Origin of the sequence: Klebsiella sp. CN_Kp066, assembly GCF_040065135.1 — a bacterium.
In the GTDB taxonomy this organism is placed as follows: domain Bacteria; phylum Pseudomonadota; class Gammaproteobacteria; order Enterobacterales; family Enterobacteriaceae; genus Klebsiella; species Klebsiella oxytoca.
This window is the reverse complement of the sequence record NZ_JBEAIU010000026.1, coordinates 95,682-122,224: the sequence shown is the minus strand read 5'-3', so window position 1 is coordinate 122,224 and position 26,543 is coordinate 95,682. Positions and strand designations below refer to the sequence as shown.

The following is a 26,543-nucleotide window of genomic DNA, read 5'->3' as shown; positions in this document are numbered from 1 at the left end:
CGCGAGAATGATAAAGGCAAGTATGTGGTCCGGCACGCTGGCGCTGGCGGCCCTGATAAGTCTGCCGCTGCAGGCGGCGGAGCCGGTTAAAGTCGGCTCAAAAATCGATACCGAAGGGGCGCTGCTCGGCAATATTATTTTGCAGGTGCTGGAAAGCCACGGAGTGAAAACCGTCAATAAAATCCAGCTCGGCACCACGCCGGTGGTGCGCGGAGCGATAACCGCCGGTGAACTGGATATCTATCCGGAATATACCGGTAACGGCGCCTTCTTCTTTAAAGCGGAGAACGACCCGGCGTGGAAAAACGCGCAGCAGGGCTACGAGAGAGTCAAAAAGCTGGACGCGGAAAAGAATAAGCTCGTGTGGCTTACCCCGGCTCCGGCCAACAATACCTGGACCATCGCCGTTCGTCAGGATCTGGCGGAAAAAAATAACCTCGCCTCGTTAAGCGACCTTGCCGGCTATCTGCAAAAGGGCGGTGACTTTAAGCTGGCCGCTTCGGCGGAATTTATTGAACGGCCAGACGCGCTGCCGGCATTTGAAAAAGCCTACGACTTTACGCTCAAACAGAACCAGCTGTTGTCGCTGGCGGGCGGCGATACGGCGGTCACCATTAAAGCGGCGGCGCAGCAGACCTCCGGCGTAAATGCGGCGATGGCCTACGGCACCGATGGCCCGGTCGCCGCGCTGGGCCTGCAAACCCTGAGCGACCCGAAGGGCGTGCAGCCAATTTACGCCCCGGCCCCGGTCGTGCGTGAAGCGGTGCTGAAAGAATACCCGCAGATAGCCGACTGGCTACAGCCGGTCTTTGCCAGCCTGGATGAAAAGACCCTGCAAAAGCTGAACGCCAGTATTGCGGTAGAGGGCCTGGATGCGAAGAAAGTCGCCGCCGACTATCTGCAACAAAAAGGGCTGCTGAAGTAGAGTTCGCGTGACGATTCGTTGCTGTAACCGCGTTGCGCTGCTGCTGGCATTATTACTGCTGCTGGCGATGGCGCTGCCGTTTATCAATTATGCGCCTAACCGGCTGTTATCCGGCGAGGGTCGTTGGCTATGGCAGGTCTGGCCATGGCTGGCGGGCGTGCAGGCGGGGGCGGCGCTGTTCATCGCGCTGCTGTGCTGGCGGCCGGGGCGCTTCCCGCTGCTGGTCATCTTCCTGCTGGCGGATCTGCTGCTGCCTGCGCTGCTTTGGGGGGCCGGCGGGGCGGCGGTGCAGCTGGCGCAGAACGGTTCGTCGCTGGCCCGTACCTCGCCGGGCAGCGGCCTGTGGCTGGCGCTGGCGCTCTGTCTGCTTATCGCCAGCGATGCCGTTCGCCGTCTGACTTCCCGTGCCCTGTGGCGCTGGTTGCTCAATGCGCAAATCTGGCTGCTGCCCGCGCTGCTGCTGGGACTGGGGAGCCTCGATGAACTCTCTCTGCTGAAAGAGTATTTCAATCGCCGGGAAGTGTTTGACGATGCGCTGTCGCAGCATGTGACTCTGCTGCTCGGTACCCTGCTGCCGGGGCTGCTGATTGGGCTGCCCATTGGCGTTTGGCTCTGGCGCTTCCCACGCTGGCAATCGCCGGTTTTTGCGGTTCTCAATGTGATTCAGACCGTTCCCTCCGTGGCGCTGTTCGGCCTGCTTATTGCGCCGCTGGCGGGGCTGGCGCGCCAGTTTCCTTCGCTTGCCCAGCTCGGCGTTTCCGGAACCGGCATTACGCCTGCGCTGATTGCGCTGGTGCTGTATGCGCTGTTGCCGCTGGTACGCGGGGTGACGGTCGGCCTGCAGCAGGTTCCGCGTGAAGCGCTGGAGAGCGCGGTGGCGATGGGGATGAGCGGCGGACAGCGGTTTCGTCAGGTACAGCTGCCGCTGGCATTGCCCGTATTGTTGCGCAGCCTGCGGGTGGTTAGCGTACAAACCGTCGGTATGGCGGTCGTCGCAGCGCTGATTGGCGCAGGCGGCTTTGGCGCGCTGGTTTTCCAGGGCCTACTCAGCAGCGCGCTGGATCTGGTGCTGCTTGGGGTGATCCCGACCATCGCGCTGGCGGTGGTGGTGGATGCGCTATTCGCGCTGTGGGGCGCATTACTCAAAGGAGAGGTCCGTGATTGAGTTCGACGGCGTCAATAAAGCCTTTGCCGGACAGCCTGCGGTGAAAAACCTCAATCTGCATCTGCGCGAGGGGGCATTTTCGGTGCTGATTGGCACCTCAGGTTCGGGGAAATCGACCACGCTGAAGATGATCAATCGCCTGGTGGAGCATGATAGCGGGACGATCCGTTTCGCCGGGCAGGATATCCGCCAGCAGCCGGTGCTCGAACTGCGCCGCAGAATGGGCTACGCCATCCAGTCCATCGGCCTGTTTCCCCACTGGACGGTGGCGCAAAACATTGCCACCGTTCCGCAGCTGCAAAAGTGGTCGCGGCAAAAAACGCAGGCGCGGGTTGATGAATTGATGGCCTTGCTGGGGCTCGAGCCGGTGCTGCGCGAACGTTATCCCCATCAGCTTTCCGGCGGCCAGCAGCAGCGCGTCGGCGTGGCGCGCGCGCTGGCGGCGAATCCGCAGGTGTTGCTCATGGACGAACCCTTTGGCGCACTCGATCCGGTGACGCGGGAAGCTCTGCAACAGGAGATGATCCGCATTCATCGCCTGCTGGGACGCACGATTGTGCTGGTGACCCACGATATCGATGAGGCGCTGCGGCTGGCGGATCATCTGGTGTTGATGGACGGCGGCGAAGTAGTGCAGCAGGGCGAGCCGCTGCAGATGCTGCTGGAGCCAAAAAATGCCTTTGTGCAGACCTTCTTTGGCCGCAGCGAACTGGGCGTGCGCCTGCTGTCGCTGCGCGGCGTGAGTGATTATCTGCGCCGCGATGAGCGCCTGGCGGGAGATGCGTTAAACGTGGCGATGACCCTGCGCGAGGCGCTATCGCAATTTATTGCTCATCGCTGCGAGGTACTGCCGGTGGTGGATGAGCGGGGAGAGTCCTGCGGGACGTTGCATTTTGCCGACCTGCTGCGCGAGGAGGCCCGGCGTGAAGGTGCTGCGTGATCCGCTGCTGTGGCTGAGCGCAATGTTTGTCGCGCTGCTGCTGGCGTTGCCCTACAGCGCGCCGCTATTCAGCGCGCTGTTTCCCGAGCTGCCGCGCCCGGTTTATCAGCAGGAGAGTTTTATTTCGCTGACCCTGGCGCACTGTTGGCTGGTGGCACTCTCCAGCCTCGCGGCTACGGTGGTGGGCGTCGGGGCAGGGATTGCGGTCACCCGGCCTTCCGGCCATGAGTTTCGCCCCCTGGTAGAGACGATCGCCGCGATGGGACAGACGTTTCCACCGGTTGCGGTGCTGGCGATTGCGGTTCCGGTGATGGGATTCGGCTGGCAGCCCGCGCTGATCGCGCTGGCGCTGTACGGCATATTGCCGGTTTTACAGGGTACGCTGGCGGGATTGGGGGCGGTACCGTCCGGCGTATTATCTATCGCTCAGGGGATGGGAATGACCGGCTGGCAGAGATTGATAAAGGTGGAGCTGCCGCTGGCGGCGCCGGTGATGCTCGCTGGCATTCGTACCTCGACCATCGTGAATATGGGGACGGCGACCATTGCGTCAACCGTCGGCGCGAATACGCTCGGCACGCCGATTGTTATCGGCCTGAGCGGATTTAATACCGCTTATGTCATTCAGGGGGCGCTGCTGGTGGCGCTGGCAGCAATTATCGTCGATCGCGGCTTTGAACGGCTGACCCGGCTAATCAGCCGACACCGCCGCGAACAATAAATGAATAGCCGGCCAGCATCACGCCGCCGATGCCGCTGATGGCCATAAATAAGAACAGAGTAATAACCGCAATTTTCGCTGGCTTCATAATAGGCTCCTGATGTTAACGCAAGGATTATACGGTGAAGCGCGGGTGTTAATGAAACATTAATTGTGGTTTAGCTACGACAGCCCCCCGGCTTGCGCTGCGCTTAGCCGGGCTACCGGGCCACAGATTGCCGATAACCCGTAGCCCGGGTAAGGCGTTTACGCCGCAACCCGGGGAATGTGCCGTGATGTAGTATTGCTGCGGCTTCTTCCCGGCTTGCGCTGCGCTTAGCCGGGCTACCGGGCCACAGATTGCCGGTAACCTGTAGCCCGGACAGGCGCCTCAGGCGCCGCCTCCGGGAGACGTTGCGGTGGTGTGATTCAGCCAGATAATCTGGCCCTGCTGCTCCCATTGACGCATTTGATTCACCTGGGCGCTACAGGGCGCCTCTCCGCACCAGACCATTAGCGTACTGTCGGGGAAAAGCTCCGGTCGGATCTGGTTCAGCGAATGGGCGAGAATATCCACCCGCCAGCCCTGTTCGCTGGCTATCCAGCCCTCCAGCCATAGCCGGGTGATATCGTTCACATTCCAGCCCATAATCAGCGCATGGTCGCCGGGATATTTTGCCGTCGAGGACAGGCATCGGGCGATATGATTAATCAGAATGCCGTCCAGGATGCCCCGCATTGCCAGCAACGTTGGCTGCGGGCTGAGTAGGCGCTGGCGTAAGGGGTTGATCAGGTGCTTCACCAGGGTTTGCGCAGAGTCGGTGTGGTTGCGCTCCTTCAGCCACATCCGCAGGCGATGATAACTTCCGTTTTGCAGATAGCCGAGCAGCATCTCCTGCCGATCGCACCAGCCGTCGACCCTCTCCTGCTCATTATCCATCAGCAGCGTTTTCACTTTCCCGACCTGCACGCCGGAGTCAATCCAGCGTTTGATTTCGCGAATACGGTCTATCTCATATTCATTAAACAGGCGGTGGCCGCCGTCGGTACGCTGAGGTTTCAGTAATCCGTAGCGCCGCTGCCAGGCGCGTAACGTCACGGGATTGATATCGCAAAGCTGGGCAACTTCGCCAATTGTATAAAGCGCCATTTTCTCCTCCCGCTGTGTTCTCCTCTATTAACTGTAGAAGCTGTTTGCCGAAGCGGGGAGCTTTGTCTGTTTTTTGTACAAAAACGGATCGTCGAGGCGCTAAGAAGTGTGATCCTGAACATGAATTATCATTTTCATGTATTGCTTCAAAGAAAGTTATAAGCAAGCAGTGTATGTTACGCGCTTTCAAATGAAGTGTGGTCTGCGGGTATGTACGAGTTTGATCTGGTGTTGCTGCTGCTTCAGCAGATGTGCGTGTTTTTGGTCATTGCGTGGCTGATGAGCAAAACGCGTCTGTTCATCCCGTTAATGCAGGTCACCGTCCGTTTGCCGCATAAGCTCTTGTGCTACGTGACCTTCTCTATTTTCTGCATCCTCGGCACCTACTTTGGCCTGCATATCGAAGATTCGATCGCCAATACGCGAGCCATCGGCGCGGTGATGGGCGGCCTGCTGGGCGGACCGGTGGTCGGCGGCCTGGTGGGACTGACCGGCGGCCTTCATCGCTACTCGCTGGGCGGCATGACCGCGCTGAGCTGTATGGTTTCCACCATCGTTGAAGGACTGCTCGGCGGGCTGGTGCACAGCATTCTGGTTAAACGCGGGCGACCGGATAAAGTCTTCAGCCCGCTCACGGCCGGTGCGATTACCTTTTTTGCTGAAATGGTGCAGATGTTGATCATTTTGCTGATCGCTCGCCCGTTCGAAGATGCCCTGCATCTGGTACAAAGCATCGCTGCCCCCATGATGGTGACTAATACCGTCGGGGCGGCGCTGTTTATGCGTATCCTGCTGGATAAGCGGGCGATGTTTGAAAAATATACCTCGGCTTTCTCGGCCACCGCGCTGAAGGTGGCGGCGTCGACGGAGGGGATCCTGCGCCAGGGGTTTAACGAAGAGAACAGCATGAAGGTCGCGCAGGTACTGATCCAGGAGCTGGATATCGGCGCGGTCGCGATCACCGATCGCGACAAGCTGCTGGCGTTTACCGGGATCGGCGACGATCACCATCTGCCCGGTAAGCCTATTTCTTCGCTCTATACCCAAAAGGCGATCGATACCGGCGAGGTGGTCTATGCCGACGGTAACGAGGTGCCCTACCGCTGCTCGATTCATCCTAACTGTAAGCTGGGCTCCACGCTGGTTATTCCGCTGCGCGGCGAGAATCAGCGGGTGATTGGCACGATAAAACTTTATGAAGCGAAAAACCGCCTGTTCAGCTCCATCAACCGCACGCTGGGGGAGGGGATTGCCCAGCTGTTATCCGCGCAGATCCTGGCCGGACAGTATGAGCGGCAAAAGGCGTTGCTAACGCAGTCGGAAATCAAGCTGCTGCACGCCCAGGTGAATCCGCACTTCCTGTTCAACGCGCTGAATACCCTGAAAGCGGTGATTCGCCGCGATAGCGACCAGGCGGGGCAACTGGTGCAGTATCTGTCGACCTTTTTCCGCAAAAACCTGAAACGGCCAGCGGAGATCGTGACCCTGGCGGATGAGATCGAACATGTAAACGCCTATTTGCAGATTGAGAAAGCGCGCTTTCAGGCCAACCTACAGATCCACATGCTGGTGCCGGAAGCGCTGGCCCAGCATCAACTGCCGGCTTTTACCCTACAGCCGATAGTCGAAAACGCCATTAAGCACGGGACTTCGCAGCACCTTGGGGTGGGGGAAATCACCATTCGCGCCAGCCAGTACCAGCGCTGGCTGCAGCTGGATATTGAAGATAACGCCGGGTTATATCAGGACAAACCCAGCGCCAGCGGACTGGGCATGAATCTGGTTGATCGCCGTCTGCGGGCGCGCTTCGGCGCCGATTGCGGGATCACCGTCACCTGCGAGCCGGAATGTTTTACCCGCGTCACGCTGAGACTGCCTCTGGAGGAAAACGCATGTTAAAAGTATTAATTGTCGACGACGAGCCGCTGGCGCGTGAAAACCTGCGTATTTTGCTGGAGACCCAGCCGGATATCGAGATTGTGGGCGAATGCGGAAATGCCGTAGAGGCGATTGGCGCAGTACACAAGCTGCACCCGGACGTGCTGTTTCTGGATATCCAGATGCCGCGTATCAGCGGTCTTGAGATGGTTGGCATGCTTGACCCGGAGCATCGGCCCTATATCGTCTTTCTCACCGCATTTGACGAGTACGCGGTGAAAGCCTTTGAAGAGCACGCGTTTGATTATTTGCTGAAGCCAATAGAGTCCGCCAGGCTGGAAAAAACGCTGGCTCGACTGCGCCAGGAGCGCAGCCTGCAGGATATGACCGCCCTCGACGATACCCAGCAGGCGCTAAAGTATATTCCCTGCACCGGCCACAGCCGCATCTGGCTACTGCAGATGGAAGACGTGGCCTTCGTCAGCAGCCGGATGAGCGGGATTTACGTGACCGACCGCGAAGGAAAGGAGGGTTTTACCGAGCTCACCTTACGCACCCTCGAGAGCCGAACGCCGCTGCTGCGCTGCCATCGCCAGTACCTGGTTAACATGTCCCATCTCAAGGAGATCCGCTTTGAGGAAAACGGCCAGGCGGAGCTGCTGATGCGTGCCGGGCAAACGGTGCCGGTGAGCCGCCGTTATCTGAAAAGCCTGAAAGAGGCGATTGGTCTGTAAAACGGCGGAATCGTGATAAACTGTGCGGCAGAATTTTTCATCATGAAGGCAATATGATCAGTAACGATATTCTCCGTAGCCTGCGCTACACCCTGAAAACCAATAACAGCGGCCTGGTACGTATTTTTGCGCTGGCGGATGCGCCGGTCAGCGCCGAACAGCTGGTACCCTGGCTGAAAAAAGAAGACGAAGAGGGGTTTGTGCGCTGCCCGGATGTCGTGCTGTCGAATTTTCTCAACGGCCTGATTTACGACAAACGCGGTAAAGATGCGTCGGCGCCGCCGCTGGCGGTCGAACGCCGGGTGAATAATAATATCGTGCTGAAAAAACTGCGTATTGCCTTTTCCCTGAAGACGGATGACATTCTCGCTATCCTCACTCAGCAGAAATTCCGCGTCTCGATGCCGGAAATCACCGCCATGATGCGCGCCCCGGAGCATAAAAACTTCCGCGAATGCGGCGACCAGTTTCTGCGCTACTTCCTGCGCGGGCTGACCGAGCGCGAACACGCGAAATCCTGATATGCCTCCCCGGCTTGCGGCGTTAACGCCAGAGCCGGGCTCCCCGAATGTACGGCCCTGTAGCCTGACCGGGGTAGCCCGGCTAAGCGTAGCGTAAGCCGGGAGTTCTCCGCGCCAGTCTGGGTTATTTCACTTCTTTAAAACCCTGTGATTTCAACATTTTTTCCGACTCGCTCAGCGAAATAAACTTTTGCGAACAGTCGGTAAAGCTGGCCCCGGGTAATTGACACAGCTCGCTGATTTTAGCCTGATTAAAGTCGATGGAGAGGTGTTCCTGCGCGGCGCTCTCTTTATAGTCGACGCTGTGGGTGACGCCTTTGATTTTGCTGTAGGCCACGCCGATAGGATCGATGATCTTGCGCGCCTGCTCTTCGTTACTCACCCCGAGTGATGTATAGGGAATAGTATTCTCCGCGTCCTGGCGGGTAACAACATCGTCTTTGTAGTGATAGGTGTAGGTCAGGTCTACGCCGTTCATCGTGTTGTGAAACGTCTTGACCTCATCTTTGTTGTTATCGCAGCCGACGAGCGCGGCCATCATTAACGTTGCGCCCAGAGCGGCGGTAATCCTGCGGTTAAATTTCATTATCATTCCTTGTTAATCAATCATCATCTCTAATTGTATACAGAGTTGGGCGATAGCGCTGAGCGTATCCTCGGAAGTCGCCGTTTCGCGCTCGGCCAACTGGCGGAGCAGGCGCGCGAGATGATTAAATCCGCCGTTGGTTAAATCGTCGCTCAGCGTCATCGCTTCGCGAAAAAGGCCCTTTTGCTGATAGCGCAGGCCGTTGCGCATAATCTGGATCAGCTGCGCCCGGGTGCGCTGCAACAGCGTCAGGGCCAGCGACCGCGGCGGCAGGATATCGCCGGCAGGCAGCGGCCCAACGGGAAGCGGTTCCGCGTTCAGCGCCCAGCCGCGGGTGCGGGTCATCATTACCAGCGGTTCCAGGCTAAGCTGCCCGCGGCTAAAGGTGACCATCCCGGACACCATCACTACCGGATCGTCCGCCTGGCTGAGCAGCGCCGCCATTCGCTCAACGGCATAGGGCGCGCTGGCGGCGGCGGGAAGGGACAGCTGCAAAACGTTGTCTTGCCCTTCGCCGCTGAGAACCTGCGCATCCAGCGTTTGCCGGGCGGCGTCCCATCCGACGGCAAGACAGGCATCCACCGGCAAAATAAACAGATTATCCACCTGATTAAGCGGACGCACCCACGCCGGAGGGCGCTGGCGCAGATACTCACGCAGCGCCGCAACCCCCGGCTGGCGCAGCGGCGCGCTGAGCAAAAGCCAGGCCTCTTCACTGAGCGGAACGTTGCTGCTCAGGCGGTGGCGCGCGCTCAGCAGCAGTTCGCCGCTGGCGTTGCGGCTCGCTGATTGAGTAATTATCTGCCCGCCCGCCAGCGCGCCGGCCTGGAAGCTAAACAGGCGGCGCTGCCACAGCGGGCTTTGCGCCCGTTCCGCCAGCGGCCAGCTGCGCGACAGATGCATAATGCTGCCGGTATCCGGGTCGCTAAACCAGATGCGTAAACCGTAGCGGTGATTATCCTGCCAGCTGCGCATTCCCAGGGAGATAAGTCGCAAATGATCGAGCTGCGCTTCGCCGGCGATACCCTGGCCCACCACGGTGCGCCACGGCAGGGGCGGCGTCTGGTCAGCATCGGCAAGCTGCGCCATTCTGTCGGCGCTCTCAAGGCGGGCGTTAAGTTCTACCAGCTGGCTGAGAAGCTGTTCAGGATGGTAATGGCTGGCGCGCTGCTGAAGGGCCTCGACGCCTTCGCGAAGCTGAGCAAGTGCGCCGACGACCCAGCGCCAGTTTACCGTCTGCGCCGCGCGCTGCGCCCGGGTGAACGCAGCCTCGAAGCCAATAGGCGGCTGGCTGACGCCGCTTTGCCACAGCAGTTGGCTGAGCTGGCGGAGGCTTTGTCGACAGGCCTCGCCGTCAGGGGTATCAAAAGGCCCTCCGCGGGCGGCGGCTTTGCGGCTGCGCGTTTGCCAGACCAGGTGCGTAAAGCCAGGCTGCTGGGCTTCGGCATCGGTAAAAGCCTGAACCGCCAGCGCCACGTGTTCGCACAGCGAGCCGTCGACGCAGTCGCAGCGGGCAAAACGGATGCTGCTGCGGGAATAAAAACGCACATCGCTCATCGGCAGCTTTGCCGAAGGCGTTTCGTTAGGTCGGCAGAATAGCTCCACCGCGACGCCTTTATCCGCCAGCTGCTGCGCCCGCTTCAGAACGGACTCGGGGAGAGCGGCCAGCTCCGCTTGCCACAGACCCGGATGCCAGCGTCCGCCGCTCTCCGGTTCCGCTTCGGGACGCTCATCACCGGTATTGGCGCGCTGGTAGCTGAGGATCAGCATCACGCGATGACGACACATGCCGCTGGCGCCGCAGGTACAGCTGGATTCTTTGAGCGCCTGGCCTTTTGCCAGCCGGGTACGGGTGCCGTCGTGAAATACGGCGGTCAGGGTGCCGTCTTCATCCTGCGCAAGTTCGGGAATATTGCCGTTATCCAGCTCTTTCTGGCTGCGTTTTACGAATCCGGCGTTGCTTAGCGCCATGAGCGCCTGCGGGGTGAGTTCCAGTAATTCGGGGCGTAAAGGCATCATGATTGTAAATTCTCCGCCAGCCAGGAGGCCAGCTCGCCGGGCGTCATGGCGGCGATTTGCGCCCCGACGTTAACCAGCGCCTGGGCCATATCGTGGTCATAACAGGGGGATGCCGAACTGTCTAACGCCGCCAGCCCGAGAACTTTAGCGCCGCTTTGCACGCTCAGCTTGACCTGATTAATCAGTAGCGAGTTCGCCCCGCCTTCGAAAAAGTCGCTCACCAGCACAATGACGCTTTTTTGCGGTTGTTCAATCAGCTGTCGCGCATATTCAACGGCCTGGGCGATATTGGTCCCGCCGCCGAGCTGAACTTTCATCAGCAGCTCTACCGGGTCGGCAACGTCGTCCGTGAGATCCACCACGCTGGTATCAAACGCCACGAGGTGCGTACGAATGCCGGGCAGCTGCCATAAGCAGGCCGCCATAACCGCCGAATGGATAACGGAATCCACCATCGAACCGCTCTGATCGACCAGCAAAATCAGCTGCCATTTTTCGCTGTGGCGTTTAATACGGCTGATAAACTTAGGCGATTCAATGTACAGCTTGCCGCGCTGCGGGTCCCAGTGCTTGAGGTTGGCGCGCAGGGTATTTTTGAAGTCGAAGTTGCGCGCCAGCGGGATACGCGAGGGGCGGCGCCGATCGCGCGCGCCGGAAAAAGCCTGGCGCACCTCTGTCGCCAGCCGGACCATAATTTGCTCTACCACCTGGCGCACCAGCTTGCGGGCGGCGTTCAGCACGTCTGGATTCATCAGATGTTTAGTATGCAGTACCGCTCGCAGCAGGCTTTCTGAAGGCTCGATACGTTCAAGCACTTCCAGATTGGTCACCACCTCATCGATGCCGTAGCGCAGTACCGCATCGCTCTCCAGCCGCTCGATAACCGGCTGCGGAAAAAGCGAGTGGATAGCGTTGATCCATTCCGGCGTCGTCAGGCTGGAATCCTCCAGTCCACCCTGGCGCTCGCCTCGCCGTAGTCGCTCCGGATCGCGGCCGTAGAGCCACTCCAGCGCATGGTCTACCTGACGGGCATGTTCATCGAGGCCGCCGAGGCTGTTTTCGGCGGCCTCGCCCAGAATCAGCCGCCAGCGCTGGAGCTCCTGGGTTGTCAGAATATCGGATAACCTGTTCATTAGCGTACTCCCCAATGGCGTAGCGCGGCCAGCGCCTGCTGTTCCAGCTGCTGATGATAGAGTAACTGCTCCGGCGAGCAGGCAACCGGCGCCTGTAGCGCAGAGGTCGGTAGCATGGACATGTGATAGTGATCGAGCACCTGGCGGGCCAGCTCGCCGCGTTCCCGAGGCGGCAGCCACGCCATCGCCGCCCGCAGATCCGGCAGCGCGAGAATAAACTCATCGTCCGCCAGCCGGGCGAGCAGCGCGCTGAATCCCGCGATAAAAGCGGGCTGACAGGCGAGCTGATGGCGCGCCAGCGCCAGCATACCGTGGACCGCTTCTCCCAGACGCTGCGGAGAGAGCTGCGTCAGCAGGGTCAGCGCTGCTTCAGCGGTTGCCGTGGGATGCTCAAGACGAATCAGCGCGCCGAGCGCCGCGCCGCGGTCGAGCGGTGCGGCATCTGCGGCGTGAATTCGCCGTTCAAGCAGCGCCAGGGCGGCGCTGAGCGAAACTCCCGGTAAAACGCTGCCGCTGTGGAGATCGCGCAGGATGTGGCACAGGGTGCGCCAGCTATGCAGATGGGCGTGAAACTGCTGCTCTTCGGCAACGCCGCTGGATTCGCAAAGCCACAGCGTCCGGTCAAGCGCCGCGCAAAGCGTGATTTCCAGCACCGCGGCGTTTTGCATACCGCTGCTCTCATCTTGCTGCCAGAGGGCGTAAAGCACCTCCAGCGCTGGCCCCATTTCGGCAAACTGGCTCTCTTCGGCAATCAGCTGCGCCAGCTGTTCCAGCATCTGCTGGCTGAAGGTGGAGAGCCCCGCCAGCGCGGCCTGATTCAGGCTGGCGGCCAGGCTTTTGATCCCCCCGGAGGCCAGAATAGCCGCTTCCAGCCGCTGGCGCGCGGCCTCCGCCAGGGAAGCGCCGTAGCGGGAGGCCTCGATCAGGACCGCGTGCTGCTCCAGGGTTGGAAACAGTCGCCAGCGCTCTTCGCCATCGCCGGAAAGCGTCACCGCGCTGCCCGTTTGCTGCTGGAAACCGGGAATGTCGAGGATGGCCAACCGGTGTAAGACCTGACTTTTTGCTAATCCCTCGGGCGTATAGCGATTGATGTTCAGGTTTGCCGGTACGGCGATCCCGACGCGCGCCAGCTCGCGATCGACGTCCTGCGGCAGCGGCGGCAGCGGCGTTCCCTGAGCGAGCTTGCCGAAACCGGCTCCCGCCAGCGCATCCACGATGGTCAGCAGAATCGGATCGGTTTGCGGATGAATCACGCCGCGATAGCTCCACGGTAGCGGGGCATTGAGCGCTTCTTTGATTAACGAGCCCGCCAGCGCGTCAAGCCAGTCGCAGCGCAGCGGCTGGGTATGGCCGCGTATCTGCGCCAGCGCCATTGCGCGCAGGTGGGCGGCAGCGAAATCGGCCGTTGAGGCGGGAAGGCGATGCTGGCGCAGGCGGGCGAGGATAGTTTTCAGCAGCCGTTCCCCGGCCTGACGCAGGCCCAACTGCCAGCACCAATTTTGCCAGACCGGCGCCGGCATCCCGGAAAGATAGCCCGCCAGAACGTCCAGCCGTTTTTCGCTATAGGGGGTGAGGTAGCAGCCGGTGACGGCGTCGGGCGTCGGTGGCGGCGGGGATTCAGGTTCCTGCGCTGGCGCCCGGCAATTCCGCCACAGGGCTGCCAGCGCCGGGGCGTGCCAGCCGCCGCAGACCACCACGACCGGGCCGTCATTTTGCTGCATGGCCCATGCCACCCAGCGGGCCATCCAGGCTTCCCGCTGCCGGCTGTTTTCCCCGCCGCTGCTATCGCCGCGCAGCTGGATAAAGTACGTTTTCAGCGCCTGCTCCAGACCGGCGCGCTGGGTTTCATCTTCGAACAGATGGTCCCACAGCGCGTCGGTATTCTCCATTCCGCTGGCGACAAACAGACGCTGCTGGTCATCGACGCGGCGAGCGTCAGAGGCATCGCTGTCATCCTCTCTTTGCGCCCAGACCGGTAAATCGATAAAGCGAATATGCGCGCCCGTCGCCCGGGCGCTCAGCAGCGCCTGCCACTCGGGGGAGAATTCGGCAAACGGCGTCCAGGCACCGCGTCCCGCCGCGCCGCCCTCCTGAGACTGGCAGTAGCTGTAGATGGCGATGGGCAATTGATGGGGTAAAAACAGCTCATCCAGGCGCTGATTAAAGTCCACCGGACCTTCAATCAGAACGTAGCGCGGACGCGTTTGTTCGATGCGTTCTTTTACCAGCCTGGCGCAGGCCGGGCTGTGGTGTCGAACGCCGATAATTAACGGCTGCTCTGGCATGCGTGTTCCCTCACGGCAGGCGGTGGCGGGCCTGATAATAGGCCTGCCAGTGGGCTTGTTTATGCGTACCGACGCGCTGCTCAAAATAGCGGCGCAGGCGGGCGCGGTCGTCCTCGTTATCTTTGACAATTGTACCGGCGATGCAGTCTACCAGGTCGGCGGGCTCTCCGGCGCGAGCGGCCAGAAACCAGGCACGCACGCCGACGGCATGGGCGACGTTAACCGCTTCGGCGGTGGACATAATTGCGTTGAGAGTATCCATTGAGGTTTTCTTTCCGCCCTCGGCGCGCAGATCGCGGAAGGTCTGGACCAGCAGTTCCAGTACGGCATCGGGCACTTTATGCGGAATGCCGCTATGCGCCAGCAGGCGTGCCGACGCGTTAGCCACCAGCTCCAGCTCCTGCTGAAAATCCATGATTGGAAAGACGGTTTCGAAGTCGAAGCGACGTTTAAGCGCCGCGCTCATTTCGTTGACCCCGCGATCGCGGGTATTGGCGGTCGCAATGATATTAAACCCGGCGCGGGCATAGAGCAGGCTATCCTCACCGCTCAGCTCCGGGATCGCCATTACCCGGTCGGAAAGCATCCCCAGCAGGCAGTCCTGAACCTCCAGCGGCGTGCGGGTTATCTCTTCGAAGCGGACGATTTTCCCGTCGCGCATGCCTTGATACAGCGGGGCGGGCACCAGCGCCTGGGTCGAGGGTCCCTGGTTGATCAACAGCGCATAGTTCCAGGCGTACTTGATTTGATCTTCGGTAATCGACGCGCCGCCCTGAATGGTGAGCCCGGCATCGCCACAGACGGCGGTGGCCAGCAGCTCTGAGAGCAGCGATTTTGCCGTGCCCGGCTCACCGACCAGCATCAGGCCGCGTCCGGTCGCCAGCGTGACCAGCATCCGCTCGACGGCGGCGGGGCTGATAACCACTTTACGGCTGATGTCGCGAGCGCTATCGCCGAGGATAAACGCGCGCGCCGCAGGCAGGCTTAACTGCCAGCCGGGCGGGCAGGGGAAAGGGTCATTCTGTTGCAGCCGCGCGAGTTCATCGGCGTAGAGCACGGCGGCTGGGGGGCGCTGAAGATGTTTTTCCTGTTGTATCATCGTTTCTTCCTTAAAGAGACAGCGGTAATCGTTAGACCTTATTTATGCGCAGCAGATTGCGTGAGGTGCTTTATTTCTGAGCTTGATATATCGGATTATGTTTAACGCAACATCTTCCTGCGTATCTTGTAGTTAAAAAGGCACATTAGGTTCGTGGGGCTAAAAAGCCAATATTCGACTCATGCGGTGAGTCGAATATTGTTGCTAATTGACTCACCTCGTTTGTCGCACTAGCGGGAAATAATCTCTATTGTGCTTAGCGCTTCGCTGAGATCCTGAGGATCGAGCCGGGAAAACGCAACGGGTTGTTCGCCGTAATAGAGCGTTATCGCGCCAAACTGCTGAGGAGCTTTAGCGTCTATGCTGTAGTGAACAAATCCCGGCGTGATTTCCAGTATCAGCCGATGCTGAGCAACATCGTAACAGAAATAGCTTTCGCTACCTTGCCACCAGCCCCGGCGGCGGATCCCCAACAGCTGTCCGCAGGTGGTTGATTTGCCCTGCCAGCGCGTTAGCTTGCTGACTGAAGTTTCTTCCGGCAGCAGCAGGAGAGTATGGCGGGTCAGCTGACGGAACGGCGGCAATAGCTGGTAATCGGCAAAGAGTTGTTCAAACGCCGCCCGCGTCAGGTCGTCCATTTCCAGCGGATGAACGATGCCGAATAGTGCATCTTCCGGCAGCGTGATGGGCTCATCCTGGCCGTCACAGAACTCCCCCTCGGCCGCGATGCGAAAAGCGGCGAGCAGGCGACGAGGCTCATTAGCGGCGTATACTCCCCATACCAGGCGGCGGGTCACATTGTGGGTCAGCGGGTGGTCGACGAACAGCGACTGAAACTCCGCGCGCGTCCAGCGCCGCGCCAGCCGCAGGGCGTTTTCCAGATGCGGTAGCAGGCGTTTCGCCACGCGAGCGGCATCTTTTTTCAATCCTTTCAGCCGGAGCAGCGCTTCCGCGGCTTTTGTCTGGTCATCTTCGGCGCGCAGGCGCGGGAGGCTCTTTTGCCGCGCTCCCTGCTGGTCATAAATTACCGGCTGCAGATTTTCATCAAAGCGCACGCTAAAGCTGCGGGTACCGAAATCAAAGGTCAGCGCACCGGGGTTATCCAGCCCCAGCGTCGGCGTAAGCCGATCCTGCAGCTGCTCTTCGCTCAAATCGCGCGCTTCGGCAATCTCTTGCAGACAACGTTCCGCGCTCTCGCGCAGCGGGCGGGATTTTGCCCGTTGCGAAATATGGTCCAGCTGCAGCAGCGACATATCGCTGCCGATGCGGGTCAGAAGATGCAGGCCGCTGGCGGCGCGGGCAGATTTCCCTTCCTGCGGCCAGGCGAGAATAAGCTGGGTTAAATCACGCACCGTACTCTCATCGCCAAAGATCCCCAGCGTCTGAAAAGCCCAGTTCTCTTTGCCGGGCGCACCGGCATTCTGCCAGGCTTTGAAGAGATCCCAGGCGAAAGCGGCCAGCGATTGAGGCTGACAGGCGGCTTTGACTAAATCCAGCCCGCAGTAAAAGTGGCCGCCCTGGGCGAAGCGCAGCATATCGCCGAGAATTTCCAGCGCATCGTCGGTCAGCGGCTGGTCGTTGCTGAGAAGCCGCGGCCTGCGCCAGAGCGCGGGCTGCCAGAAATCCGGCGCTTTCGGCGTGCGGGCCGGATAATTATCCAGCGGATCTTGCGTCAGCAGCTGCTCCAGCGCTGGCCATAGCCTCGGTTCGTGCCAGCGTTGCGCCACCGTTTGCAGTAGCGCGTGATGGCCTTCCTGATACAGCAGACGCAGGGCGTTAATGGCCGCTTCGCGGCTATCGCCTGCTTTATCGAACGCCAGCGGAATTAACGCGGCGGCGGCGTGTTCCGGCCATTGCAGTAGCCACTGGCGGGCGAGATGGCTCTGCGCCTGAAAACGCCGCCAGACGCGGGCCACCGGCAGCGCCAGCTCCGTTGCGCCGAGATGCATCAGCAGCGGAAAGATCTCTTTTGGCCGATGCCGGAGCGCCAGCAGCAGGCCGGACAGGGCGTCAGTCCCGAGGATGCTCAACAGGTATTCAGCGCCGACAAATTTGAAATTTTCTTCATTAATGCGCTGCCAGAGGGTGATGACCCGTTCGCGAGGCAGCTGGGCCAGCAAATAGAGGTTCCAGCAGTCATTCGGCTTGTAGCCCGCCGTCAAATGGCTTTGCCAGGCTTGCAGTAAGATATTGCAATCACCATGATGCAATGCCTGCATGGCAGCTTCGTTCCACACCGGCTTCTCACTGTAGCGATGATACTGCGGCTCAAAATGAATTTGTTGTCCGTTCAGCGTGTATTGATGGAACAGGTAATACATGTCCTCAAAACCCAGCTCCCGTAATACGATCCCTCCTTTGCGGCGAATGCGTTCCCGCAGCGGAAGATCGTTGAAAAAGCAGGCCGGTTTGCCGGCGGCCAGCGCCTCCCGCTCTCCAGGCTGCCAGTACTCCTGCGGCGCAAGCTTCAGCGGCGATAGCGCAAAACGCGGCGCGGCGGCTTTTTTCTTTTTACTGCGCCACGGCGGCGAGAGCAGAATTTCCGGCAGGCCGGGGTTATCGACGGCCACCGTGACGCCTGCAGGCAGCGATTGTTGGAACGTCGCCAGAAGTTCCCGCGCCTGCGCGCTTAGCCAGGGACTAACCTGTTCGGCCAGCGGCGGATGCGTATTCAGCAGCGTCCGGAGCAGCATTCGCCAGCCCTCTGCGCGTTTTTTCTGCTGCTGCGGGAGCTTTTTCGCTTCAATATGCGGATAGCCCGGACGCGCGGGCGGCTCCGGTAGCGCCAGCAGCTCTGCCAGCGCCGCCAGCGTCGAGGCGGGAAATTGTCTGGCATATTTTGCCACGCGCAGCTGGCTGGGCTTGTTTTTATCCGCCACCAGCAGCAGCAGGCGAATAACCTGCGGATGGTTGATTTGCGCCAGCAGGCTACCGCAGTCGTCTTTATGCGCGTAAATCGCCAGCCTGGCGACTGCCGCCAGCCCCTGTTCACGCAAAAGCGCGGCGCAAGCGACATAGCCGTAGCGGTTTGCAAAATAGCCATCGCTGTCCTGGCGATCGGTAAAAATATCACTCGACCAGGTTTCCTCAAGCTTCGCCAGCACGGCGGGGTCGGTGGCGACGGCTTTAAGCCACTCTTTTGACGACCGCCAGGAGTTGTCAATGCAACGTCCGGCTATTTGATTGGCGATATCCGGCCTTTCCGGCAGCAGCAGGGCGATAAACGGCTGGCGATAAAACGGCGTTTCGACCAGGCCGGCAATAAGCTTTTCGGCGCAGCGTTGCCAGACGACCTCTTCCGCCAGCGACAGATGTTTGCGCAGACGTAGATCGAACTCGCTATAGGTTTCAGAGTGGAGGCCGTAAACGTTCTCTTTCTGCGGATGACTGAACACCCATTTGCGCGGCGGGTATTTACTATGGCCCGCCGCGATATTCTGCCGGGCAATCACCACCTCGGTCGCGTACTCGACGCCGTGCAGCTGGACGATTTCATCCAAAAGCGCCGGGCTATCCTCTTCAGCCAGACGAGTCAGCACCGCCAGCGCGCGGGCGGGCATTGCCGCTCTGGCCTCGCCCACGCAGCGCATCGCCTGCGCAATCGCCTGTTGCCACTCAGCAGTACATTGTTCAGCCTCCCAGGCGAGGGGCTGACTGCGGGAGGCAATATCGTTCGCCAGCCGTTGAAGTCGTTCCACTTTGACCAGCGGCACCGGCTCGCCCGGCCAGCGGCGATGGCTTAACGGCGTCTTACCTTTTTTAAAGGTCAGCTCCAGCTGCGCGTCATCCGCCAGCCAGGGTGGGGTTAGTGCGTTGTGCATAAACGTTCCTTGTTCTATTCAAATAGCCCTTCAATATCGTTGATCAGTTCGCTGAGGGCGACTTTATCCAGCTCCGAAAATCGAGCCTGCTGCGGAGCGTTGCCGCCCCAGCCGTACTGCCGGGCATTTCCGGCGTACAGCCAGACTTTGCTTAATAGCTGCTCGGTGCTGAGCTCATCCGGCAGCATGCCCACGGCGAAGCCTTCGTCTATTTCCATTACCAGCGCCCGCTGTCCCAGCGGTTTTAGCATCCAGCCGATCCAGCCAGCGTCCTGCGGCTCGCCGCGTAGCCAGCCTTTGTTGGCCAGCCCGATGACCCGGCCGCTCGGGCACTTGCGTCCGGCCCAGCGGGTCAGCTCAGTGGCTGCAAGCTCGGCAGGTGTTAGTGTGTAGCAGTTGCGGTCGAGCTGACGGAACGGCGGCAGCAGTTCGTAATCGGCAAATAGCTGACCAAAAGCGGCGGCATCCTGCGGCGTCATTTCCAGCAGATGCGGAAGGCCGATACGAATGTCGCCGTCCGGCAGAGGAAAGAGATCGTCATCGGCATTGCTGTAGCTGTTGTCTTCCGCCACGCGGAAACAGGCCTGCAGGCGGTTGTCCTCACCGTATACGCCCCATACCAGGCGACGGGTGAGATGGCGTACCAGCGGATGGTTGACCAGGAACAGGCGGAAGTTCTCCGGCGTCCAGCGGCGGCGCTGGCACATGGCCGACTCCATCCGCGCGATTTGCTGGGCGGCAATCGTGCGGGCATCTTTTTTCAGGGCCTTGTAGCGATTGACAGCCTCGGCGGCGAGCGCGTTATCGTCGCTTTTATTCGGCTTCGGCAGATCTTTCAGACGGCTGCCGTTTTCATCCCGGACGTACGGCTTGAGCGCTTCATCAAAGCTCACGATAAAGCGCCGTGGGCCAAAATCGAGGGTGAGCTTACCATCCTCATTCAGACCCAGATCGGGCGCCAGGCGGTCTTCCAGTTCTTCCACGGTCAGCCCGCGGCTTTCAGCGATATCGCCGATTTTCTCTCTGGCGCGTTCCTGCAGGGCTTTGAATTTTAGCTTCTGGGCGATGCCGTTAAGCTGCATCAGGGCGATATCCGTGCCGATGGCGGCGAGAATATCTAATCCGACGGTGGCGCGCTTATGCTGAGATTCGCCGGGCCAGGCGCGGATCAGCGGCGTCAGGGCCCGGGCGGTATCATCGTTGCCGAAAATCCCGAGCGCGGTAAACGCCCAGCTCTCTTTCGATGGCGCTCCGGCGGTTTGCCAGGCGCTGAACAGATCCCAGGCAAAGGCGGCAAGTGATTCGGCAGTACAGAGATCTTTAACCTGCTGCAGGCCGGGATAAATCCCCTCCTCTGACGGGAAGCGCAGCATTTCGCCGAGCGCTTTTATGGGGCCATCCGGCAGAGCCAGGCCATTTTCCCGCAGCAGCGGACGCGTCCACAGCGCAGGCTGGTAAAATGCGGGCAGCGGCGGAATTTTGGTCGGATGGTTATCCAGCGGATCGAGGGCGAGCAGGGCGGTAACGGCCTCCGTTACCGCCGGCTGATTGTAGCGCCGGGCGACCTCTTCAAGCAGCGGCTGATGGCCGTTATCCACCAGCATACGTATCGCCAGGCGCGCACTGTCCTGCGCTTCGCCCGCTTTGCCGAGGGCGGCGGGCAGCAGGCCGGTAATCGCATGTTCAGGATAGGCCAGCAGCCATTCGCGCGCGCCTTCACGCAGCGATTTAAGCTTGTTAAAAGCGCGGGCGATGATGGGGGCCAGTTCGCTGGCGGCAAACCAGATCGCAACCGACAGGTTTTCCTGCGGATAGCGTGAGAAGGAGTGGATAAAGCCCGGCAAACCGGCGAGACGCAGGTGCGCCATCACAAAGTCTGCGCCGGTGTGGGGCTCCTGGCTGAGCGCGTTCCAGGCCTGTAGCGCCCGTCCGGCGGGCAGGGCGGCGAGCATGTACAGCTTCCACTCTTCCTGGCGATAGGTATGGGCATTCTTAAATTCCGCAATCAGCGCCGGATAATCTTGTCGTTGCCAGGCATCGATAGCGGCATCGGAGACATCTTCATAGCGATTTTGGCTCCGGTTCCAGCTGTGGAAACCTAAGCAGGACAGGAGCTCCTTTTCATCTTTTTCTTTGCCATTATCGAGCTGGCGGGCATACCAGCTACGCTGTTCGAGAAGCTGTTTGCTTGCCTCTTCCGTCAGCATACAGACCGGCTCTAATGGGAGCGGCGGCAGATTCAGCTGTGCAATGGGGGATTTTTTCTTTTTCGCCGCCCAGGGTGGGGTGACCAGCACCGGCGGGAGCATATCGTCGCGGGCGCACTCGGCCTGCTGGCTTAACTGCTGCTGGCAGGCTTCCAGTAGCGTCGCGGCCTGTGCAGAGATCCACGGCACAATTTCTCCGACTAGCCCCGGCTGCCCGCTGAGCAGGGTCATCAGCATAATGCGCCAGCGTTTCTCTTCTTTCTGCGTCAGCAGTTCAGCCAGCGCCGCCAGCGCGGCGTGCGGGAAGCGCGCGCTGGCCTGGATCATCCGTTCGTGACAACGCTTACCCTGCTCGCTTGCGAGGATTAGCTGGCCCAGCGCCTGCGGATGGTTAATTTGGCTGACCAGCTTACCGCACAGATCGTCATGAACGTAGGGTGCGAAGCGGGCGATGCCGGCAACGCCCTGCTCGCGCATCACCGTCGCGTTCCAGACGCTGCCGTGGTAGTAGTCGTTAAACAGGTTCTCCGCCCGATAAGGCTCCAGCGCTTTGACGAGCTGCGGGTCGCGAACCACCACCTTCAGCCATTCCGCCGTTCTGATAGTTTTATGCGCCAGTACCCGGCGGGCGATTTCGTGGACGATATCCGGGCGATCGGGCAGCAATAGCGCCACCAGCGGCTGCTGCCCGATGGGCATATCCGCCAGCGCGGCGATCAGTTTATTCACGCAGCGCTGCCAGAGCGGTTCATCGGCCTGAGCCAGATGCGCGCGCAGGCGCACGTCGAGCATCCCGGGCCCGCGCGCGCTGGTGGGTTCTGAAAGGAAGGTCACCTGCAGGGTCTGGTAATTGTAATCAAAAGCAATGTGCTGCAGGGCAATAAACGTCTCGACGGCGTATTCCAGTCCGTAGACGTAAACAATTTCGTCCATCAGGTCGGCATTGTCGCTGCTGCGCCAGCCGCGACGCGTGGCGAGGGCGAGCTGCATCGCCAGCGCAGCAGGGGAGAGCGGGCCATCGCTAAGGGCTTCGTTGATGGTTTGCTGCCAGTAGGCGGAACAGTCGGCATAGTCAAAGGTCACGGCTTTCCCGGACTGCTGGTGGATCTCTTTGCCGAGATTCATCAGTTCGCTATCTGCGGGCGCGGCGATCGGTTGACCGGGAAAGCGGCGTGAAGGGAGCACATCTTGCAGCAGCTCATCTGACAAAGCCAGTTCGGCATCGTCCGCCAGCCACGGACGAGCTATGTCTGCAGGCACGGTGGCGCATGCGGGCGGCGGTGCGGCTGGGGTAGATGCCGGTTCCTCCGGCAGGCTGGCTGCCGCAGACGGCGTGGTTTCGCCTTGCTCAACGTAGCCTTTGCGGTTTTTTTCATTGATCAGCTTCTGCCCGGCCTTACTGGCCGCTGCCGCGTCGGCAAAGGTTTTAATCTGCTTCTGGCCGCTGGTACCCACCTTCCCCCAGCTCAGATGCAGCTCGTTATCCTGCTGCTCAATCGCCCAGAACTTATGCGATTTTTCATCCTGATAAATAAACGTTTTCATGACTAAGTCCTTTTAATCGAATAGCGATTCGATATCGTTAATCAGTTCGCTGGCGGCTATGGCGTCGAGCGTTGCGAAAGCAAAGGTCGGTTTGCCGTAGTCAATATCGCCTTTGGTAACGATTTTCACTGTCTCGAACGGGATGAGTTCGTCGTAGGTGGTTTCTCCATAAAGCAGCGAAAAAGGTTCCACTTCCAGCACAATATCGCCGCTGGCGGCGGGTTTGAACATGCCGCAGATGCTGCCGCCATCTTCTATTCGCTGCCAGCCTTTGCGCTCCAGTCCGACGATGCGCCCGGCCTGGCACTGGCGTCCGCGCCAGCGCGTTAATTCTGTGGCCCGGTTTTCGCTTTCCGTCAGGCGATAGTGGTTGCGATCGAGCTGACGGAACGGCGGCAGTAGTTCATAGTCGGCATACAGCTGGCCGAAGGCGGCGGCGTCTTCCGCGGAGATTTCCAGCACGTGCGGAAGGCCGATTTGCCCTTCAGGCAGGCTGAACAGGTTATCTTCTGCATCGCTGTAGCTGTTATCTTCGGCGACGCGGAAGCAGGCCAGCAGGACGTTTTCCTGGCTATAGACTCCCCAGATCAGGCGACGGGTGAGATGGCGCACCAGCGGATGGTCGACGAGGAACAGGCGGAACTGTTCGGCGGTCCAGCGGCGGCGCAGGCACATCGCTGATTCAAGCCGCATGATCTGCTGGCTGGCTACCGTGCGGACGTCTTTTTTCAACTGTCTGTAACGACTGACGGCCTCCGCAGCCCGCGGTTCATCGTCGCTTTTGCCGGGCTTCGGCAAATCTTTCAGGCGGCGACCGCTTTCATCGCACACAAAGGGTTTCAGAGCTTCATCGAAGCTGACTGTAAAGCGGCGGGGGCCGAAGTCGAGAACCAGAGTGCCGTTGTCGTCCAGTCCGAGATCCGGGGCGAGGCGGTCTTCCAGCTCGGCAATGGTCAGTTCACGCTGTTCGGCAATTTGCTTGATTTTGTTCTGTGCATTCTCCTGTAGCGCCGCAAATTTGATTTTTTTCGCAATGCCGTTTAGCAACATCAAAGCGATGTCGCTGCCGATTTCTGCCAGAATGTCCAACCCAAGCGCTGCGCGTTGATGTTGTGATTCTCCAGGCCAGGCACGGATGAGCGGCGTCAGCGCTCGCGCGGTATCGTCATTACCGAAAAAGGCTAATGTTGTGAAGGCCCAGTTCGCTTTTGAAGGGCCTCCGGCTTCAATCCAGGCGTTAAAAAGATCCCAGGCAAAGTTAGCCAGAGATGTTGGAGTGCAGATGCTTTTTACGGTATTCAGTCCGGCGTAAAGTTTCACTTCGCGTGGGAAATTCAACATATCGCCGAGGTAACGCATGGCGTTATCCGGCAACGGCAACCCCGAGCTTTTGAGCTGTGGTCTGCGCCACAGTGCAAATTGATAAAATTCAGGCAAAGGCTGAATTTTCGTCGGGAAATCGTGAAAGTCTCCTGCGTCGAGAAAGGCTCCCAGTGCAGCGATAATCTCCGGTTGTTGATAGCGCTGTGCTATTTGGGTTATCAGAGAACGGTGATTATTTTCGGCCAGTAATCGCAAAGCTTTTTGAGCGTCGTCCCTGTCTTTGCACGCTTTTCCTAGCGCTACGGGCAATAACCCGGCAATGGCATGTTCGGGATACTCAAGTAACCAGCTTCGGGCGTCTTCGCGCAGCGTTTTTTTGCGGCTGAAGTTTTGTGCCATCGGCAGTGCCAAATCGGTTGTGCCGCAATAGGGGGTAAACGGCCACAGCGACTGGCGATCGTGTTTAAGATAACGGACAAATATCGGCAGGGCATCGATGCCAAAAATGGGTAAGATCCCCTCTTCGCCTTTGTGAGGTTCATCAGCCAGAGCATCCAGCAGGGCTAATGCTTGCTCGCGCGGCATCCAGGCCAGCAGATACAGCTTCCATTGCGAATACTGCTTACCCGTATACTGATGGAACTCATTTATCAAGGTGGCATAGTCTGCACATTGCAGGGCTGTGACGGCGCTTTGCGGAATGGGGACTTTTTGCGATGTGCCAGGGGTTAACTGTTGCCACTTTTCAAACCCCAGACGCCACAGAAAGTTTTGTTCCGGGGTGAAAGGCTCCGTCACTTTTTCCCAATGATAGCTTTCAAATGGCGGCAGGTCCGCGTACCTGAATTGGCAGTGGTAATCACTGTAATCGTAGCCAGTTAGCTCTTCCGTTATTGCCGGCGTCAGGCTTAGCGTAGAAGTGACGGGGAGTATGGATAGTTTGAATACTGGTGATGCGCTTTTTTGATTTTGCTTTAGCCACGGCGGGGATACCAGTATTTCTGGTAGGGTCTCCGGGCTGGCATATTCTGCTGATGAGTCGCTATGCGGCCGCGTCGCGGTTAACGTTTCTGCGGCGTGTGCGTCAATCCATGGCAGAACTTGCTCTACCCGAGCTGGTTCAGCGCTGATGAGTACCGTTAGCGCTTTGCGCCAGATCGGATCTTCATAGCTCGTCAGCAGCGACGCATAAGCGGCAATGGCTGCATGAGGATATTTTTGACTGGCCTTACTTAAATATCCCAGGCGCTTATTTTTGTTGCCGGCACCAAGAATTAATATCTTAAGCGCATCCGGATGGTTCGTTTTAGCTAACCACTTAGTGAAATAGTCAGTAGCTTCAAGCTCAGGTAATTGGGTGCTTGCTTCCTTTTCGTCCAAATCGTTGACGAGTTGACTTACCCCGATCATGCCTTGGTTGGCTATCAATGTGGCAACATAGGGGAGAAAGTGAGAGTAAAGTGGAGGCAACGGATATTTTTCTAGCGTAATCAGTGCAGAAGGGGCATTGACAACCATTTTCAACCACGCCATTGCCGGAATCTCTTCTGCGGCGAAACGTAATGCTATCTCATTGGCGATATCCGGACGCTCTGGCAACATCAGTGCGACAAACGGCTGCATAGCGGGAGAAAGCTCAGGAATAGCAGCAATCAGTTTTTTGACACAGCGTAGCCACTCTTCCTCTGGCGCTAATGAAAGATGATGACACAAGCGCGGGAGCCAGTCGGGCAGATATTCTGTTTCGTTAACAGGAAAGTCGCTACGTACGACAATTTTCTTAAGATCATCATCGTACTTGCATGCCACTTGTAGGGTATGACAGGCGATCTCAACCGTGGTTTCAAGCCCGTATTGCGTCACAAAGAGGTCGATTAAATCACCAGAATAATAGCCCATTTGCCCGAGAAGAGCCGCTTCGGAAAGCAGGCTTCCGGTGGATTGATTATGCTTAATCCGTTGGTGTAGTTCAGCGTAGGCCTGTTCCCAGGCCGGTGACGTGAAATGATAGTCGGATGGCCTGAATTCGGCTTTATCATTCCTGGTAATGCGTTGCCAAATCTGATTGCCGTCCGGTGTGGTATTAAACGGTCTGGAACGGTTACGGTGAGGGAAAGCAAACCAGCCGATCTCCTCTGTTAGCGGTATATGGGCATCATCAGCGAGCCAGGGTCGGTTATTAGATTGGCTAGCGACAGCCTGGGGCGGGCTTTTTTCCGCCGCGGTATTTTCTGCGTAGCCTTTTCTTGTCTTCTCACCAATCAGTTTCTGTTTGGCTTTTGCAGCAGTGGCGCTATCGGCAAAGGTTTTAATCTGGCTCTGGCCGCTGGTGCCGACCTTGCCCCAGCTCAGATGCAGCTCGTTATCTTGCTGCTCCACCGCCCAGAATTTATGTGATTTTTCGTCCTGATAAATAAAAGATTTCATTTTCTTCCCTGTGTTTTTATCCAGTTTGGATTTTATGCTAGCAGTTATTACTAAGAACACAGAGGGGGAGGACGACAAGAATGCG

General features: G+C 59.1%; 16 protein-coding genes and 1 pseudogene. 7 read left to right on the top strand and 10 right to left on the bottom strand.

Annotated elements, in window-relative coordinates; genetic code table 11:
- Positions 1 to 7 precede the first annotated feature (7 nt).
- The 4 genes from ABLV75_RS08030 to ABLV75_RS08015 are packed head-to-tail and all read left to right on the top strand — an operon-like array spanning position 8 to position 3,751.
- Positions 8 to 925, top strand: a complete 918-nt coding sequence (locus ABLV75_RS08030) for an ABC transporter substrate-binding protein (RefSeq protein ID WP_004103845.1) — start codon at positions 8 to 10, stop codon at positions 923 to 925.
- Between the two features lie 7 nt (positions 926 to 932).
- The gene (locus ABLV75_RS08025) at positions 933 to 2,090 is read left to right on the top strand and encodes an ABC transporter permease (RefSeq protein ID WP_004103843.1); all 1,158 of its coding nucleotides are present in this window, start codon (positions 933 to 935) and stop codon (positions 2,088 to 2,090) included.
- Positions 2,083 to 3,030, top strand: a complete 948-nt coding sequence (locus ABLV75_RS08020; protein WP_004103841.1) for an ABC transporter ATP-binding protein — start codon at positions 2,083 to 2,085, stop codon at positions 3,028 to 3,030. Before ABLV75_RS08025 ends, ABLV75_RS08020 begins: the two co-directional genes overlap by 8 nt.
- Complete coding sequence (locus ABLV75_RS08015) at positions 3,014 to 3,751, top strand: ABC transporter permease (RefSeq protein WP_004103840.1); 738 nt, start codon at positions 3,014 to 3,016, stop codon at positions 3,749 to 3,751. The genes ABLV75_RS08020 and ABLV75_RS08015 overlap by 17 nt, the downstream gene beginning before the upstream one ends.
- On the opposite strand, the gene ABLV75_RS08010 is transcribed toward ABLV75_RS08015, so the two are convergent.
- Both ABLV75_RS08010 and ABLV75_RS08005 read right to left on the bottom strand, forming a co-directional pair.
- Complete coding sequence (locus ABLV75_RS08010) at positions 3,726 to 3,839, bottom strand: protein YohO (RefSeq protein ID WP_004103838.1); 114 nt, start codon at positions 3,837 to 3,839, stop codon at positions 3,726 to 3,728. The genes ABLV75_RS08015 and ABLV75_RS08010 overlap by 26 nt on opposite strands.
- 282 nt (positions 3,840 to 4,121) lie before the next feature.
- Positions 4,122 to 4,880 carry a MerR family transcriptional regulator gene (locus ABLV75_RS08005; protein ID WP_004103833.1) on the bottom strand — a complete coding sequence of 253 codons (759 nt, stop codon included), beginning with the start codon at positions 4,878 to 4,880 and terminating at the stop codon, positions 4,122 to 4,124.
- A 210-nt stretch (positions 4,881 to 5,090) separates the two neighbouring features.
- Here ABLV75_RS08005 and ABLV75_RS08000 point away from each other — a divergent pair, with 210 nt between their 5' ends.
- The 3 genes from ABLV75_RS08000 to ABLV75_RS07990 are packed head-to-tail and all read left to right on the top strand — an operon-like array spanning position 5,091 to position 8,013.
- The gene (locus ABLV75_RS08000; protein WP_004103831.1) at positions 5,091 to 6,779 is read left to right on the top strand and encodes a sensor histidine kinase; all 1,689 of its coding nucleotides are present in this window, start codon (positions 5,091 to 5,093) and stop codon (positions 6,777 to 6,779) included.
- Positions 6,773 to 7,492 (top strand): two-component system response regulator BtsR, encoded by a 720-nt coding sequence (gene btsR / locus ABLV75_RS07995; RefSeq protein WP_004103829.1) that lies wholly within the window; start codon positions 6,773 to 6,775, stop codon positions 7,490 to 7,492. The genes ABLV75_RS08000 and btsR overlap by 7 nt, the downstream gene beginning before the upstream one ends.
- 53 nt (positions 7,493 to 7,545) lie before the next feature.
- A complete protein-coding gene (locus ABLV75_RS07990; RefSeq protein WP_004103827.1) occupies positions 7,546 to 8,013 on the top strand; it encodes a DUF1456 family protein in 468 nt (155 codons plus the stop codon).
- Between the two features lie 124 nt (positions 8,014 to 8,137).
- Here ABLV75_RS07990 and ABLV75_RS07985 read toward each other — a convergent pair whose 3' ends face one another.
- The 8 genes and pseudogenes from ABLV75_RS07985 to ABLV75_RS07950 all read right to left on the bottom strand — a co-directional run bounded on the left by ABLV75_RS07985 (position 8,138) and on the right by ABLV75_RS07950 (position 26,458).
- Positions 8,138 to 8,599 (bottom strand): YehR family lipoprotein, encoded by a 462-nt coding sequence (locus ABLV75_RS07985; protein WP_004103825.1) that lies wholly within the window; start codon positions 8,597 to 8,599, stop codon positions 8,138 to 8,140.
- Between the two features lie 99 nt (positions 8,600 to 8,698).
- A pseudogene (locus tag ABLV75_RS07980) lies at positions 8,699 to 10,618 on the bottom strand (SWIM zinc finger family protein); the annotation flags it as partial.
- Positions 10,615 to 11,751 carry a VWA domain-containing protein gene (locus tag ABLV75_RS07975; protein ID WP_004103821.1) on the bottom strand — a complete coding sequence of 379 codons (1,137 nt, stop codon included), beginning with the start codon at positions 11,749 to 11,751 and terminating at the stop codon, positions 10,615 to 10,617. The gene ABLV75_RS07975 and the pseudogene ABLV75_RS07980, both read right to left, overlap by 4 nt.
- On the bottom strand, positions 11,751 to 14,036 hold the full coding sequence (locus ABLV75_RS07970) for a DUF5682 family protein (protein WP_004103819.1): 2,286 nt from the start codon (positions 14,034 to 14,036) through the stop codon (positions 11,751 to 11,753). The genes ABLV75_RS07975 and ABLV75_RS07970 overlap by 1 nt, the downstream gene beginning before the upstream one ends.
- Positions 14,037 to 14,046: 10 nt before the next feature.
- Positions 14,047 to 15,135, bottom strand: a complete 1,089-nt coding sequence (locus ABLV75_RS07965) for a MoxR family ATPase (protein ID WP_348854920.1) — start codon at positions 15,133 to 15,135, stop codon at positions 14,047 to 14,049.
- Between the two features lie 230 nt (positions 15,136 to 15,365).
- Positions 15,366 to 18,956, bottom strand: a complete 3,591-nt coding sequence (locus tag ABLV75_RS07960; protein WP_004103817.1) for a DUF4132 domain-containing protein — start codon at positions 18,954 to 18,956, stop codon at positions 15,366 to 15,368.
- 14 nt (positions 18,957 to 18,970) lie between these two features.
- Positions 18,971 to 22,708: a WGR and DUF4132 domain-containing protein gene (locus tag ABLV75_RS07955; RefSeq protein ID WP_032734320.1), complete on the bottom strand. Its 3,738-nt coding sequence runs from the start codon at positions 22,706 to 22,708 to the stop codon at positions 18,971 to 18,973.
- Between the two features lie 12 nt (positions 22,709 to 22,720).
- Positions 22,721 to 26,458 (bottom strand): WGR and DUF4132 domain-containing protein, encoded by a 3,738-nt coding sequence (locus ABLV75_RS07950; protein WP_004103815.1) that lies wholly within the window; start codon positions 26,456 to 26,458, stop codon positions 22,721 to 22,723.
- Between the last annotated feature and the right edge of the window lie 85 nt (positions 26,459 to 26,543).